Below are 12,937 nucleotides of genomic sequence, written 5' to 3'. Positions count from 1 at the left end.
CTTGTTGCACGGTTGATCCCGGTTCAGGATAACACGACGGTGGGGGAAGCAGCCGGCACATCCCATTAGCCGCAGTGCTGCCATTGTCGAGCGGCCTCCCGCCCTGAAAGTCGATCCGCCCCCAGCATCGACGCAAAAGGCCATGGTCACCATTCAGGCCCTCGGAAGATTTTTCGGATGGTGAATGTCAGCTAGGCAAGCAGAAACCTGTAAGGCTGCAGCAATTGCAACTGCTTCGGAAGCAGGTCGTCGATGCAAATCCATGAAGGGTCGGATCATTGAAGCCGACCCTTACTGTATCATCTACCTACTAATCAGCGGTCTGGCTCCTTGCGAACATGTGCCGGCCTCGCTGCAGAACGGCTTGCACGTCGTCCTGAAGCATCAGGCCAGCCTTCTCCAGTTCCGTTCCCCTCTTGCTCCAGAGCGGCAAGATACGCCGCCTCATCAGCATAACGATCAGAGAGCGGCTGGCGGGGATCACTGCCAGCAGCCTGCTCTGTAGGCGGAAACGACAAGTAGCTGCCCTCCAACCCGCAGAGGCTGCCTTTCGCGAAACCTTCTGCCCGAAGGTTCCAGCCGAGATAGGTGCCTAACAGCGCAGCAACTGCTGGATCCTTCACACCTGCAAGAGGCAGGCCGTCCTCGTCCAGTTGTGGGACAAGGACCGGGTAACGCGCCCCTGCTTGAGGGGGTACAGAGGAATGATCCCGCACACGAAGAACGTTATAAACAGGCAGGAACACCTTGCTGCTCAAACTCGTCAGGTTCAGCTGAGGCAGCGGGACAAGTGTTTTGTCTGCAACGGTCGGATACCGGCTCTCTGGCGGCACCTTGTCATCAAACACCCAATCTCGCAGCGCTTGAGTCAACGCCCGCATTGCGGAAGCTGGGCTGAGGGGATTGGTCGAGAACTGGCATAGATCCGTCCTCTCGCTTTCCGCATTCCACTGTTTGAAGTGTGGCGCAGCGCTCATGAAATAAAGGCGGACATTTTCGGGCATTCCTAGCGGCTCACCCGCGGGCGATGTTGAGACCAAAGCCGCGCGTGCTTGCCAGAACTCCGTGGAGATGTCGACGTGCATCAGCTTGGGACAGGTGTGGTTGTCCTGACATGTGCTGAAGATCGAATCCACCTCGCCGGTCAGTGGATCGGTCGCCACTGCATAGCTGAAAGGAAACTGGTCTCCATAGACGTCGTGGTCCTCGTGCTGACGCGAGTATCGTCCCGGCTGTGCAAAGGAAGCGTCGGTGAAGCTTTTGCGCGACCCGGCAATGTAAGGAATTGCTCCGTCGAAGACCCGCTGGTCAGCTTCGTCTCCATTGAAGCCTTGCCAGATCAGGTCTCGCAAGTAGCGTCCAGCCTGAGAGATCCCGATCCCGATCGTGTAGTCGATCCCGCTGAGGACGAAGATCGCACCGGCATCGAGGCCCTCGGGGCGCGAATCTCCACCGAAGTTGCTGAAATATAACGGAATGACAAGCCGGGGACGGTGCTGCGCGGATCTTCTGGACGCAGCCTGACCGACAGCGAGGATCGAGAAGGATCAAGGTCGGAGGCCGGATAAGAAAGTTCGACCGTATCGGTTGTGCCCGCCTTGTCGAAAATGAACTCCTCGCGGCTGATGCCTTCCGCGCCAGGCAGCACAGGAAGTTGCATCTGCATAAGGTCGTCGGACAGGCCTTCTTGCCAGCCGCTCCAAGCGATCGTGCAGCCCTGCTTCATCAGATGCCCGTCGTCCGCCTGCTCCGGCGTAGAGGGAATTGCTGTGGATGAGGCCATGTTGAGGAGATTGAAGATGAGATTCCTTCCGCGGTTCGGAACCTCGTAAAGCAAGCCACCATTCTGGTGAACACTGTCGATCGGACGCAGGATTGTCACCTCGGTCGAGAACCGCACCATTCCGTCATCATCGATCTCTGCCTGGTCCAGATCCACAACGCTCCTTCCACAAAGGGTTTCAGGATTGATCGCCAGGTGAGCGATGCCATCTATTCTCTCGTAAGCTCCGGCTGAGCCAAACTCGGCTCCCTCGAATGCGGGACTGAGCCGCTGGACGATCTCGAACTGTTCAACTTTCGCCTGTGCAGGATGGGCCAGAATGGCTCCCATAACACCCCAGCTGGCGCAAGGCGCAACGACGTCTTCAACATGACGATCTCCTCCTTGAGCATCAGATGTTCATGAAGGCGGTGATAAATGTATGAGTCAGTTCGTTGTATACATCTCGCGCACTCCTTTGCAGAACTGCGACCGCTCTGCCTCGCAAAGCTGCTCAGTGCCGCACGCTGGCATTGATGCAAAGAGCCCTCTCCCACATTCATGGACACTACAGCGAATGCAGAGGCAGCAAGAGCATCGACCCAAAGCCGACAGTAGGCCATTGGAGCATGTGTTGCCGTCATTCCCGAACCTGCCTTTCAGATTTGCGGCTGCGATTCGTGGCTGAACATACCTCCGACTGGTTACTGCGAACTGATCACCATACATTGATCGTTTGCAGAACCTCGTTGGCAGCCAATTCTGGCCTTGCGGGCAACGCCGGCGCTGCGGCGCCCTCAATGCGCTGCATGACGGAGTCTCAACCACCCCTGTGGCCAGCACGGTTGCAGATATCGGCATCGAACTGGCGCGCAAATTATTACGGCCTGCGGCACAACGGCAAAATGACCTCCGGCCATACAAGGTTACGCATCCAGCCTGGGCAAAGTTTTCTGCTGTGCGGCATCTTCGGGGACATTGCCCATTGTCTTTACAGCGTTCTTGTTCTCGATCTTACTGCCGTCGGCCCTACCAGTACGGCATCTGTTCCCGCATGATCGGCATTTCCAGGCATCCGCTTTGATCGTAAGGTTGTTGTAAGGTCCAACGCGCAAGACCGTTCGTATCGAAAAGCCGATGACGAAGAATTCCATGCGCACTTCTTTTCTTGCCCTGATGCTGGCCGGATTGACATTTCCCGCGTTGGCCGACGAACACTGCACCGTACCGCAAGTTGACTGGCGGCCGGTCGAGGAACTGACAGCAGATCTGACCGCCGAGGGCTGGACGATAAGCAACGTCAAGACCGATGACGGGTGCGACGAGGTCCATGGCCGCGATCAGGACGGCAATCGGGTCGAGAAGTTCCTTGATCCCGCCACGTTCGTATCCGCGAGGTTCTGATGAGTGACAGGGTCTGGGGATGGGACGGCTTGGTGCGGCTGTTCCACTGGTCTTTGCTCGGCCCGCTCGCCGAAATTTGGCTGACATCCAAGGGGCGCAAGGGCTTTAACGGACGGTTGGGTTACGTCGTCTCGGGCCGGATCACCGCGCAGGTGGTCCGGGGGCTGATCGGCCCCCACCACGTCCTGTTCGCGGATATCATCCGCAGCCCGAGTGCGGTACTGGCCTCTCTACGCGATCTGCGAGCCGGACGGACCCGCCGCTCTCCAGGCCACAATCCGGCAGGCGGCGTGATGATCGTGGTCCTGCTGACGATCACGGGCGCCGTACTGACCGGCTGGCTGCAGACGACTGGCGCATTCTCGGGGTCCTTCGCCATGGAGGCGGTCCATGAAGTCTTGGCCACGCTGCTCCTGGTGCTGGCGGGGCTGCATGTGGCAGGCGTGCTGTTCGAAAGACTTCCCCACAACGAAACACTCGTCCTGTCGATGCTGACCGGAACAAGGCGACCCCTGTCGGACAGGAGTCGCCGTTGAGGCGGCTGCTGGGGGGGACGCTGGCCGCTCTGGTCGTCGCTGTCTCCGCAGCGGGCGTATGGGCAGGCTGGTTGCAGCGGACGGGCAATTTTCATGCCGTGCTGGCGGGGCAGGTGTACCGCTCCGCCCAACCCTCGGAGGCGCAGTTGTCGGGCTGGACGGCGGCACATGGCATTCGCAGCGTCCTGAACCTGCGCGGTGAATCGGATGCCGCGTGGTATCGGACTGAACGTGCCACCGCCGATCGCCTGAACCTGCAGCACGCCGATTTCGCGATGCGCGACAGCGAGGTGCTGACACCCGAACGTGCCGCGGACCTGATTGCGTTGCTGGACGCGCTGCCCAAGCCCTTGCTGATCCATTGCAAGGCGGGCGCCGATCGCACCGGACTGGCAGCCGCCCTTTATCTGGCAAGCCAAGGGCAGGATGAGGCACTGGCCGAGGCGCAGATCTCGTTCCGGTATGGCCACGTTTCGCTGCCTGTCAGCACTGCCTGGCCCATGGACCAAAGCTGGGAGGCCATGGAGTCCTCCTTCGGCTACAACAGTTGAGGATACCGCAATGACCGCCACCAACTTCCCGATCCACGCCGCCCGCCCGGCCAACCAGCGTCTGCGCATCAGCATCCTTCGCGGGCTGTTTTTGGCGGGGCTGCCTCTGGTATTGCTCGGTTTTCCACTATGGTCTGCCGCGCCCGCGGCGGCTTTGCATGTAATGGGCACGATACTGATTTTCGCTGCGATTTTAGGGCGGTTCTGGGCAACGCTTTATATCGGCGGGCACAAGAACGGACAGCTGATGCAGGACGGACCTTATTCGGTCTGTCGCCATCCGTTGTATCTCTTCTCGATCATTGGCATTGTGGGCTTCGGGCTGGTATTGGAAAGCATCACGCTGGCCGCGCTGTTCGGCCTTGCAGGCGTGCTGGTGCTGACCACCATCGCGCTGCACGAGGAACGCTTTCTGCAGGCCCGGTTTGGCGCCTCCCATGAGGCCTATCGCGCTGCCGTGCCGATGATCCGCCCGCGCTTGTCGGACTTTCGCACAGCAGAGCAGGTGACGATCCAGCCCCGCCTGCTGTGGCGCAACGGCCGGGATGCGTTGGTGTTTCTGTCCGCCCTGCCGCTGGCTGAGGCGATCGATCTGGCCCATCGCAGCGGGCATCTGCACCTGCTGGGCCTGTGGTAAGGAGATCAGAACCGCAGCGTGACGATGGCACGACCCGCAGTGATCGCATGGATGACGGCGATCCCCTGTGCGGCCGCCAGTTGGGCCACGATCGCCAGTCCCAGCCCCGTACCCGGGGACAAGACCGACTTGTCGAAGGTACCATGCCGAAATGCCGCATCCGGCCCTACAGCGTTTGAGATCCGAAGAACGGGTCCCGCCGCCAAGGTGACCCGGATCCCGCCCGTGCCGTGCTCGCAGGCATTGTGCAGCAGATTGCGCAGGATCATCGCCAGCGCGTCGGGATCAACCGCGACCGGCATCTGCGCCAGATCGCCATCATCGAACAAGGCCGCAATTTCGGTTTCCGCAAGGATCATCCGCGTGATCTGCACCAGATCGCACGGCCCGGTCCCGATCATTCCGGCCTCGGCCCGAGACATCTGCAGCAGACGCTCGACCAGGCGGCCCAAACGGGCCAGCGCTCCGGCCATGCGGGCGGGCGCATCCTTGTCCGCCAGACCGGCAGCCATCAACTGCGCCTGCGCCGAGGCGGCGGCAATCGGAGTGCGCAGTTCATGTGCGGCATTTGTGGCATACTGCCGCTCGGCATCGACATGGGTGCGGATGCTGGCCAGATAAAGGTTCAGCGACTGCCGGATCGGGGCCAGCTCATCCGGCAGATCATCCGCCACGACAGCCGACAAATCCCGCGCATCACGGCTCCGCAGCGTCGCTGCAAAACGCGTGGCGGGTTGCAAGGCAGAGGCGACTGCGCCCCGAACCGCGACCAGCGCAGTGATCAGGACAGGCAGCATCAGCGCCACAAGCCAACTCATGCTTTCGGCCAACTCGTCACGCCGCCATTCGTCGCTTTGGCCGACCTCCACCGCTACGGGTCCGTCCGACACGCGAAAGACCCGCCAACTCTCCGCATCCTGACCGCCGTCCCGCGACAATTGTTGCCACGGCGCATCAACCACCACCCGCCCGGCATCCAGAATGCGGATGGCAACGCCATTGCCGGGCAGGACGTGGCCCACCTCCCCGGCACCTTGATACAAGGCAAGCGACAGCCGAGCCGCTCCCTTCAGACTTTCATCCATCAGTTCGGACATCTCATGCGCGATGACCAAGCCTGCCAGCCCGACACCCACCAGCCAGGCGAGGCTGGCCCCAGTCATTACGCGCCGCACCAGCCGGCGACGCAGGGACCAAGGGCGCGTCATGGGATCAGATATCCCAGACCGCGCCGGGTCTGGATCGTATCCGCCCCCAGCTTGCCCCGCAGGCGCGAGACATAGACCTCGACCGCATTGCCCGCGAGGGCATCATCAAAAGCGAACAGCCGGTCCTCCAGCACCTGCTTGGACAGCACCCGGCCCCGAGCTGACAGCAGCGCGTCAAACAGCGCCCATTCCCGCGACGTCAGGCGGACTTCGGTGTCGCCGCGATAGAGCCGCGCCCCTGAGCGGTCCACCCGCAGCCCGCCGAGCTGAGTTTCGGTCGCCGGATCGCCCGAGGCGCGGCGGCCCTGCGCGCGCAGCCGCGCCCCGATCTCGGTCAGATCATAGGGTTTCACCACGTAATCGTCGGCCCCCGCATCCAGGCCCGCGATCCTCTCCGAGATCTGGTCCCGCGCCGTTGCGATAATTACCGGCACCCGGTTGCCTTGCCGCCGCTGCTCGCGAAGCAATGTCAACCCGGACCCGTCCGGCAGTGCCAGATCCAGAAGGATCGTGTCGAAGACCGCAACGCCGAGCGCCGCCCGGGCCGTTTCGAGATCCTGCGCATGATCCACCGCATGACCCTGCGCGCGCAGGAAATGCAGCAGCGCGTCGGCAATATCGGCCTCATCCTCGATCAGCAGGACACGCATGCTGTCACCCTCCTTTACTTCACCCAGAAATGCCGGGACGCAGGGATCAGATCAACGGGATTCGTGATACCGGCCTGAGCACCAGCGCTGGGCGTTGGGCCTTGAGCCTGCTGCAAAGCCAAACGGATCACAGCCAGTACAAATGACGTAAAACCCTTGCAATGCGCCCACAGCGCCGCACATCTGCAATCACCATGCAGCACCATTGACCGACCCGTGAATACGAGCGGACGTGACGCGCCTTGCTTCAGGTGCGGCTCTGAGCCCGGCAGGATGGCCTGATAGCACTCGTCGCAACGCTGTCTGGACTGGCCGCTCACGTAAAACTGGACGGCGGCTTCCGCATACCGCTTCTGGCGCTATACCGTGCCGCATCAGGTAGTTCTCCGCCTGTCGGGTCGATGTTGCTGCCAAAGGGGCCTGCAACGCCGCAGGTGCAGCGAGCAGCCGCAAGTTCCGGATAGTTGCCTTTGGCTTGTAGCTTCCTGAAGTTCGCTTCGCTGGACAAAGCTGATACTGACAGGAGTATATACTCTGTTCAGGATCAGGCTATATGCATGAACGCTACATCATCTGGGAACTATTACAGCCGCCTCAGCTGAGAACGGCACGTGCACCTTGCCATGATGCCGCCACAGGGCGACATATTGTACGGGCTCCTGTGATGCCAAGGAGTTGCGATGCAACCGATACCTTTGTTCTGGAGATAGCATTCAGTCAGGTGGGAGCCGCTCGCCCGGCTGACGCGCCTTGCTTCTTCGATTGGGGAGCAAACTTGCAGAGCGCCATGGAGATTACATTTGGCTCGCACCCAGTGCTTTGACAAGGGATGCCTTTTCAGAACCGCCGTGGGTCCACGTTCTTGTTGCAGAAATGAACTCTCGGGCGATCGAATATGGTGAGCTTCGTCCGCTGATCCCCCTTCACTCTGGAAGGCGCGGAAGGGACATGCACCACCTACTGATTCATAAAAATTGCTGTGTTCTAGGAGCCGGCAGAGGTTTGGTGAATGCGTGCAAATTGAAGGCCAAGATGCTACCCTGCAGTGACCTGATAGCGGGAACACATCCTAAAAATCATATAGTCCAAGCATTCTGCAAATCTATCGGCTTCTGTCGTGGGGACAGCTGTTTCCTATGGTTCTCGCTGCGCCTTGAGGACTGAATGGCGGATTTAGGCTCTTCACGTGGATGCTTGTGTGCAGCAATGGCAACTGCTCCCTCTTACGCAGAGGACATAACGTGGAATGCTTTTCAAGAAAACTTTCTAACGAAAAGGCCCCGCATTTGCGGGACCTTGGCTGTTCGTCGATACTGATCAGATGTCGTTGCCGAGCTTGCCCTTTACGGTTCCGGTGACGTCCTGCACCGAGCCCTTCGCCTTCTGGGTTTTGCCTTCAGCCTCCAGCCGCTCGTTGTCGGTCATCTTGCCCACGGTGTCCTTGACGGCCCCTGCCGTTTTGTTGCCTGCTGCTTTCAGCTTGTCAGTCATCTCGCCCATCGTGGGTCTCCTTGATCATGTAGATGAAGAACCAGCAAAGAGATGCCGCAGTTCCTCTTCACGAAAAATGTGATGTTCACCTGCTTAGGTATAGGTCGCCACTTTCTAAAAAGAGGGGCATCTTTGACAAGTGCAGCTTATCGTTTCCCAATCAGTCGCTAGTGGCTCAAGCAGGCATCACGGGCACTTGTACTAGCCCCGGCGAATGCAGTCGCAGCAACGAAGTGGCGCTCTAAGGCCGCAGGCTGGACTCAGTTCGTCCCGTGCGCAGTAGTCTGCAACGCTGCCGTTGAACCAGATTTTGGCGAAATCATCGTCACTCGGAGACTGCCGATGGAAGCTATTCCTGTTGGCATTTGCGCCGCATGGGGATTTTTCGGCAGATAACGATGCGCGGTCCACCACAGCCGGACCGATGCACAGCGCCCGTGGTAGTGCATCAATGCAGCCCAAAGCGTGCCAAGGGCATGAAGCAACCGGGGCCTGCTTTGTGAGCCAGGCAGCTTATGGGACCTATATGACCGGTCTGCTGTCCCCTTTGTCCGCCAATGGGCGGCTGCGTCGCCTGCGCGCGGCCTGTCTGCGGCTGGCGACCACGCGCGCAGGCGTCGCGGCACATCTGGATGACGGCCAAATCATCCCGGCCGATCTTGCGGTCTTGGCCCCGGGTACGTCCTGCCAGAGCCAGACCTGAAAGGCTTGATCCAGAGGGCATGGGAGGCTGCTCCGCCCCCGCCCCCTGGCGGGCGTGTGGTGGGGCTTGTCAATGGTCGATCAGGCGCTCAGTCTCATGTCATCAGGCCATCGTGGAGAAATCGTGGCACTGTCCCGTCGGGCCCAGATGCCCCGCGTTCATGCCCCGGGCCAGCTTCTGCAGATCAGCCGTGCCGAAGTGCCTCTGGGCGGACCGGTCAGTGCTCTCATGCGCTGGCTGCGTGATCAGGCGCGGTACGCAGAGGACCAAGGCGGCACCTGGCGCGATGCCGTTGATGGCATCCGCCCACATCTTGCGGCCCTGTGGCGTTCCATGCCCTTTACCGAACGCGCCCGCTTCCTGCGTCACGCGGCCCCCTTGGTGGGAAGTCCATCGCCACCGCCTGCCACCGGAGAGCTCTGCTCCGCTCCACAAGGCCCTCGAGAGCGGCCGCATGCGCCTGCTGGCTGGCAGTTTCTCCCATGCCAGCAGGGACAACGCCATCCTGCGCGCCCACTAGCGCCCGCGCGGCGGAGCCCGGATCCTTGCTTTGGACGCCACCCGCATCATCGACTGCCGCGGCATCCGTCACGACCCGGAAAGAAACGCCTTTCCGTTGGTGGCTGACCTGCTGGCACGTGGTCGTGCGCGGATCGATCCCTTGCGTCTTGGCCTCGACATCACTCCCGACTACGCGATCATTGATGTCACAGGTCAACCCAACCCGCGCATCCGCGCCATTGGTCCCGCCTCTCGGGCTGCGTTCTGGGAAATCACCGCCATCCCCGACATCCGCGAGCAAACGCAAAAGATCTCCGTGAAGCTAAAAAATGATCTCGGCAGGATAAAGGCCGCCGTTTAACCGTCAGGCATTGTGTCTCGAGCTCGAGCCTGCGCTGACATGCCAAAGGCCAAGACTTTTTGTCGACGGGCAATACCAGTCTTGGGAGCTTCGGCTTTTCATTGGTGGGGTGGGCAGGATTCAATGTCGTCGCTTGTCACCAATCCCATTGTTGCACCTTGTAAGAAAGGCCGCTTTATTTGAACTGCTGCAACCGCAGGACTGCATGCCAGTTGGCAGCCCAAGTGCTTTCGCAGCGTCCCAACGCCTTCAATCAGGCTATCGTGCACAGTCAATGACTAACGCTAAGTCCCATGTGGCTGGTAGGGCGATAAAGGGAATCCTACACCGAAAGGCAATGCAGGAGGTTTGTATCAGGTAATTGTCCAGGTGCAGCGAATGTCTTCTTGCAGCAACAGCTTCTTCGGCTTCTTCTGGGTTTCCAAGAATGGACACTCATGGAGGGAAAGCTCACTGTCGCCCAGAGCCCTTGACGCGGGCGCTGCCTTTCTCCTATTTCCCATTTATGGGGATGCGCGACCTCCCCACGAGGCGTCAGCCGAAGATCGCGTTCCAGATCGATCCTGATCGACCTCGTAACGGGAGGAACGCCAATGCCTGCACCCAATGCCATTTCACCGGATAAGCTGAGCCGCATCATTGGTACGGCGCGTGCGCCCCTTCTTCTGGATGTGCGATCTGATGAAGATTATGCCGTCGACCCGCTACTGCTGCCGGGAGCAATCCGTGCGGAGGACAGGTCCATGGCTGGCGTTGTAGGACGGTCACAAGGGCCCGTCGTGGCAGTGTGTCGGGCCGGGCACCGGCGCAGCCAAGGCGCTGCGGCCTGGCTCCGGGCCGAAGGGATTGCGGCAGAGTATCTGGAGGGTGGTTTTGATGCCTGGCTCAGTGCCGGACTTCCGCTGATCGACCCTGCGAGGTTGCCAGCACGGGATAATCAAGGCCGCACCGTCTGGGTTACCCGGTCGCGGCCCAAGATCGACAGGATCGCCTGTCCTTGGCTGATCCGCCGGTTCGTGGACCCGCGCGCCGTGATCCTGTTCGTCGCGCCTTCGGAGGTGGTCGGTGTGGCCGAGCGTTACGGGGCCGCGCCCTTTGACATTGAAGGGGTGTTCTGGAGCCACCGGGGCGAACTGTGTAGCTTTGACGTGATGCTGGCCGAATTTGGCCTGAACCTCCCCGCGCTCGCTCGATTGGCCACAATCGTTCGCGCGGCAGACACGGCAAGACTGGATCTGGCACCCGAGGCGGCAGGACTTCTGGCCGCCTCGCTTGGCCTGTCGCGCATGTATGCCGACGACCTGGAGCAGCTTGAGGCCGGCATGCTGCTTTATGACGCCTTCTTTCGTTGGGCGCGGGACGCGACGGATGAAACGCATAACTGGCCCACCAACAAGCCGAGGACAGAATGATGCAGAACCGTCCCTATCCCACCCTGAGCGAGGCCGGGCGCATCTGGGCGCGCATCGGGCTTCTCAGCTTTGGCGGTCCTGCGGGCCAGATCGCCCTGATGCATCGCATTCTGGTCGAGGAACAGAAATGGCTGGGCGAGAAGCGGTTCCTCCATGCCCTCAACTATTGCATGCTGCTGCCGGGACCTGAAGCGATGCAATTGGCCGTTTACATCGGCTGGCTCATGCACCGGACCTTGGGCGGCATCATTGCAGGCCTTCTTTTCGTGCTGCCGGGCGTCGTGGCAATCATGGCGCTCAGCTGGATCTATGCGATCTGGGGCAATGCAGGCGCGGTCGAAGCATTGTTCTTCGGGCTCAAGGCAGCAGTGCTTGCGATCGTCGTGCAGGCGGTTATCCGCATCGGATCGCGGGCGCTGAAGAATGGCTCGATGATGGCCATTGCAGCAGCCTCGTTTGTGGCCATCTTTGCGTTCGGTGTTCCGTTCCCGGTCATCATTCTCATGGCTGGGCTGATCGGCTTTTTCGGGGCCCGGGCCGGTCTGGCGGCGTTCCAGGGTGGCGGCGGCCACGGCAAGGTCGGCGCTCGGCAGGTCATGGACACAGACACCCTGCTGGGGGAAGGCACGCCTCACCACACGCGCGTCAGCGGAGCCTGGGCGGCGCGCATCTCGATCATCTTCCTGGCACTGTGGCTGGCGCCGGTAGGAGCGCTGTTCCTGCTGGCTGGGCCACAGAACGTGTTTTCGCAAATCGCAGGTTTCTTCAGCGTCATGGCCGTCGTGACCTTTGGCGGCGCTTATGCGGTGCTGGCCTATGTTGCACAGGAGGCGGTTCAGAACTTCGGCTGGCTGGCTCCGGGGGAGATGCTGGACGGTCTGGGCATGGCCGAGACAACGCCGGGCCCGCTCATCATGGTCACGCAGTTCGTGGGCTTCATGGGCGCATTGCGGGACACGGGCAGTCTGCCGCCACTGCTGGCCGCCACCTTGGGCGGGCTGCTGACGACCTGGGTCACGTTCCTGCCTTGCTTTTTGTGGATCTTTCTCGGTGCACCCTTCATCGAGCGGTTGCGCGACAACCGCGTGCTGACGGCGGCTCTGACGGCCATCACGGCGGCCGTGGTGGGTGTCATCCTGAACTTGGCTGTCTGGTTCGGGTTGCACGTGCTGTTCGGCGAAGTTGGCACGATCTCGGCCTATGGCCTGGATCTGGACCTGCCGGTATGGCGAACCCTCGATCTGGCGGCTCTGGTGTTGGTAACCGCCGCAATGGCGGGTGTGTTCTGGCTCCGACTGAGCCCGGTCATGGTGCTGGCAGGCTGTGCACTCGCCGGGATCGCGCTGCGGCTTGCAGGGGTGGCCTGAAAGGGGCCAGCTCATAGTGGAACTGGCGCGCATTGTGGCCAATTGTGACCCAGCTTGATATGAGGCAAGGTACTGGTTGTCGTAGTCCAAGGATGATGTGCCGGACCCTTGGTGACAGGTTGTTCCGTCTGTGTATCATGATCAGTCATAGCGGAAAGTTTGGCAGAACAATCTGCAGCCCCTGCCTCCTTGGCGCGGCATGGCAACCTCGACATCTTGGGGGTGGAGTAGGGCAGGGGTGTCATGGCAGGCACGGTAAGCGCTTCGCCTTTCGGTTTCACGGCCAGCGGCGGCGTCTCGGGTTCGGCCGTGGCGGACGCCTCGGCCATGGGCAACGCGCTGATCCCGGTGCAG

The 12,937-nt window shown here is 61.0% G+C and carries 15 protein-coding genes; 8 read left to right on the top strand and 7 right to left on the bottom strand.

Annotated features, from left to right (window positions below; translation table 11 throughout):
* Positions 1 to 314: 314 nt before the first annotated feature.
* The 3 genes from ACLHHB_RS03655 to ACLHHB_RS03645 form a co-directional block, all read right to left on the bottom strand.
* Complete coding sequence (locus ACLHHB_RS03655; protein WP_410216926.1) at positions 315 to 1,352, bottom strand: alpha/beta hydrolase domain-containing protein; 1,038 nt, start codon at positions 1,350 to 1,352, stop codon at positions 315 to 317.
* A complete protein-coding gene (locus tag ACLHHB_RS03650) occupies positions 1,340 to 2,113 on the bottom strand; it encodes a hypothetical protein (protein ID WP_410216925.1) in 774 nt (257 codons plus the stop codon). The genes ACLHHB_RS03655 and ACLHHB_RS03650 overlap by 13 nt, the downstream gene beginning before the upstream one ends.
* 575 nt (positions 2,114 to 2,688) lie before the next feature.
* Complete coding sequence (locus tag ACLHHB_RS03645) at positions 2,689 to 2,916, bottom strand: hypothetical protein (RefSeq protein WP_410216924.1); 228 nt, start codon at positions 2,914 to 2,916, stop codon at positions 2,689 to 2,691.
* On the opposite strand from ACLHHB_RS03645, the gene ACLHHB_RS03640 reads away from it, so the two are divergent.
* The 4 genes from ACLHHB_RS03640 to ACLHHB_RS03625 are packed head-to-tail and all read left to right on the top strand — an operon-like array spanning position 2,915 to position 4,890.
* On the top strand, positions 2,915 to 3,166 hold the full coding sequence (locus tag ACLHHB_RS03640; protein WP_410216923.1) for a PepSY domain-containing protein: 252 nt from the start codon (positions 2,915 to 2,917) through the stop codon (positions 3,164 to 3,166). The genes ACLHHB_RS03645 and ACLHHB_RS03640 overlap by 2 nt on opposite strands.
* Positions 3,166 to 3,702 carry a cytochrome b/b6 domain-containing protein gene (locus tag ACLHHB_RS03635; RefSeq protein ID WP_410216922.1) on the top strand — a complete coding sequence of 179 codons (537 nt, stop codon included), beginning with the start codon at positions 3,166 to 3,168 and terminating at the stop codon, positions 3,700 to 3,702. Before ACLHHB_RS03640 ends, ACLHHB_RS03635 begins: the two co-directional genes overlap by 1 nt.
* Positions 3,699 to 4,253 (top strand): tyrosine-protein phosphatase, encoded by a 555-nt coding sequence (locus tag ACLHHB_RS03630; RefSeq protein ID WP_410216921.1) that lies wholly within the window; start codon positions 3,699 to 3,701, stop codon positions 4,251 to 4,253. The genes ACLHHB_RS03635 and ACLHHB_RS03630 overlap by 4 nt, the downstream gene beginning before the upstream one ends.
* A gap of 10 nt (positions 4,254 to 4,263) precedes the next feature.
* Positions 4,264 to 4,890, top strand: coding sequence for a methyltransferase family protein (locus tag ACLHHB_RS03625; protein ID WP_410216920.1), 627 nt, complete (start codon positions 4,264 to 4,266; stop codon positions 4,888 to 4,890).
* A 5-nt stretch (positions 4,891 to 4,895) separates the two neighbouring features.
* On the opposite strand, the gene ACLHHB_RS03620 is transcribed toward ACLHHB_RS03625, so the two are convergent.
* The 3 genes from ACLHHB_RS03620 to ACLHHB_RS03610 all read right to left on the bottom strand — a co-directional run bounded on the left by ACLHHB_RS03620 (position 4,896) and on the right by ACLHHB_RS03610 (position 8,248).
* Positions 4,896 to 5,687, bottom strand: coding sequence for a sensor histidine kinase (locus tag ACLHHB_RS03620; RefSeq protein WP_410216928.1), 792 nt, complete (start codon positions 5,685 to 5,687; stop codon positions 4,896 to 4,898).
* A gap of 407 nt (positions 5,688 to 6,094) precedes the next feature.
* Entirely contained in the window at positions 6,095 to 6,748 is a 654-nt protein-coding gene (locus ACLHHB_RS03615) for a response regulator transcription factor (protein ID WP_410216919.1), read from the bottom strand.
* Positions 6,749 to 8,065: 1,317 nt separating this feature from the next.
* On the bottom strand, positions 8,066 to 8,248 hold the full coding sequence (locus tag ACLHHB_RS03610) for a CsbD family protein (protein WP_410216918.1): 183 nt from the start codon (positions 8,246 to 8,248) through the stop codon (positions 8,066 to 8,068).
* Between the two features lie 415 nt (positions 8,249 to 8,663).
* Here ACLHHB_RS03610 and ACLHHB_RS03605 point away from each other — a divergent pair, with 415 nt between their 5' ends.
* Positions 8,664 to 8,942 carry an FAD/NAD(P)-binding protein gene (locus ACLHHB_RS03605; RefSeq protein ID WP_410216927.1) on the top strand — a complete coding sequence of 93 codons (279 nt, stop codon included), beginning with the start codon at positions 8,664 to 8,666 and terminating at the stop codon, positions 8,940 to 8,942.
* A gap of 102 nt (positions 8,943 to 9,044) precedes the next feature.
* On the opposite strand, the gene ACLHHB_RS03600 is transcribed toward ACLHHB_RS03605, so the two are convergent.
* Positions 9,045 to 9,311 carry a hypothetical protein gene (locus ACLHHB_RS03600; protein WP_410216917.1) on the bottom strand — a complete coding sequence of 89 codons (267 nt, stop codon included), beginning with the start codon at positions 9,309 to 9,311 and terminating at the stop codon, positions 9,045 to 9,047.
* Between the two features lie 181 nt (positions 9,312 to 9,492).
* Here ACLHHB_RS03600 and ACLHHB_RS03595 point away from each other — a divergent pair, with 181 nt between their 5' ends.
* The 3 genes from ACLHHB_RS03595 (at position 9,493) to chrA (ending at position 12,583) form a co-directional block, all read left to right on the top strand.
* Positions 9,493 to 9,804, top strand: coding sequence for a hypothetical protein (locus ACLHHB_RS03595; RefSeq protein WP_410216916.1), 312 nt, complete (start codon positions 9,493 to 9,495; stop codon positions 9,802 to 9,804).
* A 593-nt stretch (positions 9,805 to 10,397) separates the two neighbouring features.
* Complete coding sequence (locus tag ACLHHB_RS03590; protein ID WP_410216915.1) at positions 10,398 to 11,216, top strand: chromate resistance protein ChrB domain-containing protein; 819 nt, start codon at positions 10,398 to 10,400, stop codon at positions 11,214 to 11,216.
* Entirely contained in the window at positions 11,213 to 12,583 is a 1,371-nt protein-coding gene (gene chrA / locus ACLHHB_RS03585; protein ID WP_410216914.1) for a chromate efflux transporter, read from the top strand. The genes ACLHHB_RS03590 and chrA overlap by 4 nt, the downstream gene beginning before the upstream one ends.
* Positions 12,584 to 12,937 lie beyond the last annotated feature (354 nt).

The organism is Paracoccus sp. (in: a-proteobacteria), from assembly GCF_046462195.1.
In the GTDB taxonomy this organism is placed as follows: Bacteria; Pseudomonadota; Alphaproteobacteria; order Rhodobacterales; family Rhodobacteraceae; genus Paracoccus.
The sequence above is the reverse complement of the archived record's forward strand: the minus strand, read 5'-3'. Positions and strand labels throughout refer to the sequence as shown.

What these genes read in the sequence shown, in the direction of transcription:
- ACLHHB_RS03650 (WP_410216925.1), bottom strand. Translation starts at nt 2,113, where the DNA reads ATGGGAGCCATTCTGGCCCATCCTGCACAGGCGAAAGTTGAACAGTTC.
- ACLHHB_RS03640 (WP_410216923.1), top strand. Translation starts at nt 2,915, where the DNA reads ATGCGCACTTCTTTTCTTGCCCTGATGCTGGCCGGATTGACATTTCCC.
- ACLHHB_RS03645 (WP_410216924.1), bottom strand. Translation starts at nt 2,916, where the DNA reads ATGGAATTCTTCGTCATCGGCTTTTCGATACGAACGGTCTTGCGCGTT.
- ACLHHB_RS03635 (WP_410216922.1), top strand. Translation starts at nt 3,166, where the DNA reads ATGAGTGACAGGGTCTGGGGATGGGACGGCTTGGTGCGGCTGTTCCAC.
- ACLHHB_RS03625 (WP_410216920.1), top strand. Translation starts at nt 4,264, where the DNA reads ATGACCGCCACCAACTTCCCGATCCACGCCGCCCGCCCGGCCAACCAG.
- ACLHHB_RS03620 (WP_410216928.1), bottom strand. Translation starts at nt 5,687, where the DNA reads ATGCTGCCTGTCCTGATCACTGCGCTGGTCGCGGTTCGGGGCGCAGTC.
- ACLHHB_RS03615 (WP_410216919.1), bottom strand. Translation starts at nt 6,748, where the DNA reads ATGCGTGTCCTGCTGATCGAGGATGAGGCCGATATTGCCGACGCGCTG.
- ACLHHB_RS03610 (WP_410216918.1), bottom strand. Translation starts at nt 8,248, where the DNA reads ATGGGCGAGATGACTGACAAGCTGAAAGCAGCAGGCAACAAAACGGCA.
- ACLHHB_RS03605 (WP_410216927.1), top strand. Translation starts at nt 8,664, where the DNA reads ATGCACAGCGCCCGTGGTAGTGCATCAATGCAGCCCAAAGCGTGCCAA.
- ACLHHB_RS03590 (WP_410216915.1), top strand. Translation starts at nt 10,398, where the DNA reads ATGCCTGCACCCAATGCCATTTCACCGGATAAGCTGAGCCGCATCATT.
- chrA (WP_410216914.1), top strand. Translation starts at nt 11,213, where the DNA reads ATGATGCAGAACCGTCCCTATCCCACCCTGAGCGAGGCCGGGCGCATC.